A 299-nucleotide genomic window follows, 5' to 3' on the forward strand; every position below is an offset into this window, starting at 1 on the left:
CTAATAACTCACTAGTCAATATTTTACCAACTTCTACATGGTAATCTGCCCAGATTGTTCCAGGAACTAACATTTTTGTAGCTTCGTTTTTAACTCTTAAAACAGCATTGTAAACTGCTTTTTGTCTGTCGTTTTATTTACCAGAAACAGGAATTGTTCGTGTCATATCACTAGCGTAATTAGCGTATTCTGCTCCAGCATCAATCAATATTAAATCACCAGCGTTACACTCTTGATTATTTTCTATATAATGTAATACGTTGGCGTTATTACCAGAACCAATTATTGGTGTATATGCA

1 pseudogene is annotated in these 299 nt (G+C 33.8%); it reads right to left on the bottom strand.

The window, feature by feature from the left end:
* Positions 1 to 299, bottom strand: a pseudogene (locus tag V6251_RS15270) (M24 family metallopeptidase); the annotation flags it as partial.

Source organism: Olleya sp. Ti.3.14 (assembly GCF_038154885.1).
Taxonomy (GTDB): Bacteria; Bacteroidota; Bacteroidia; order Flavobacteriales; family Flavobacteriaceae; genus Olleya.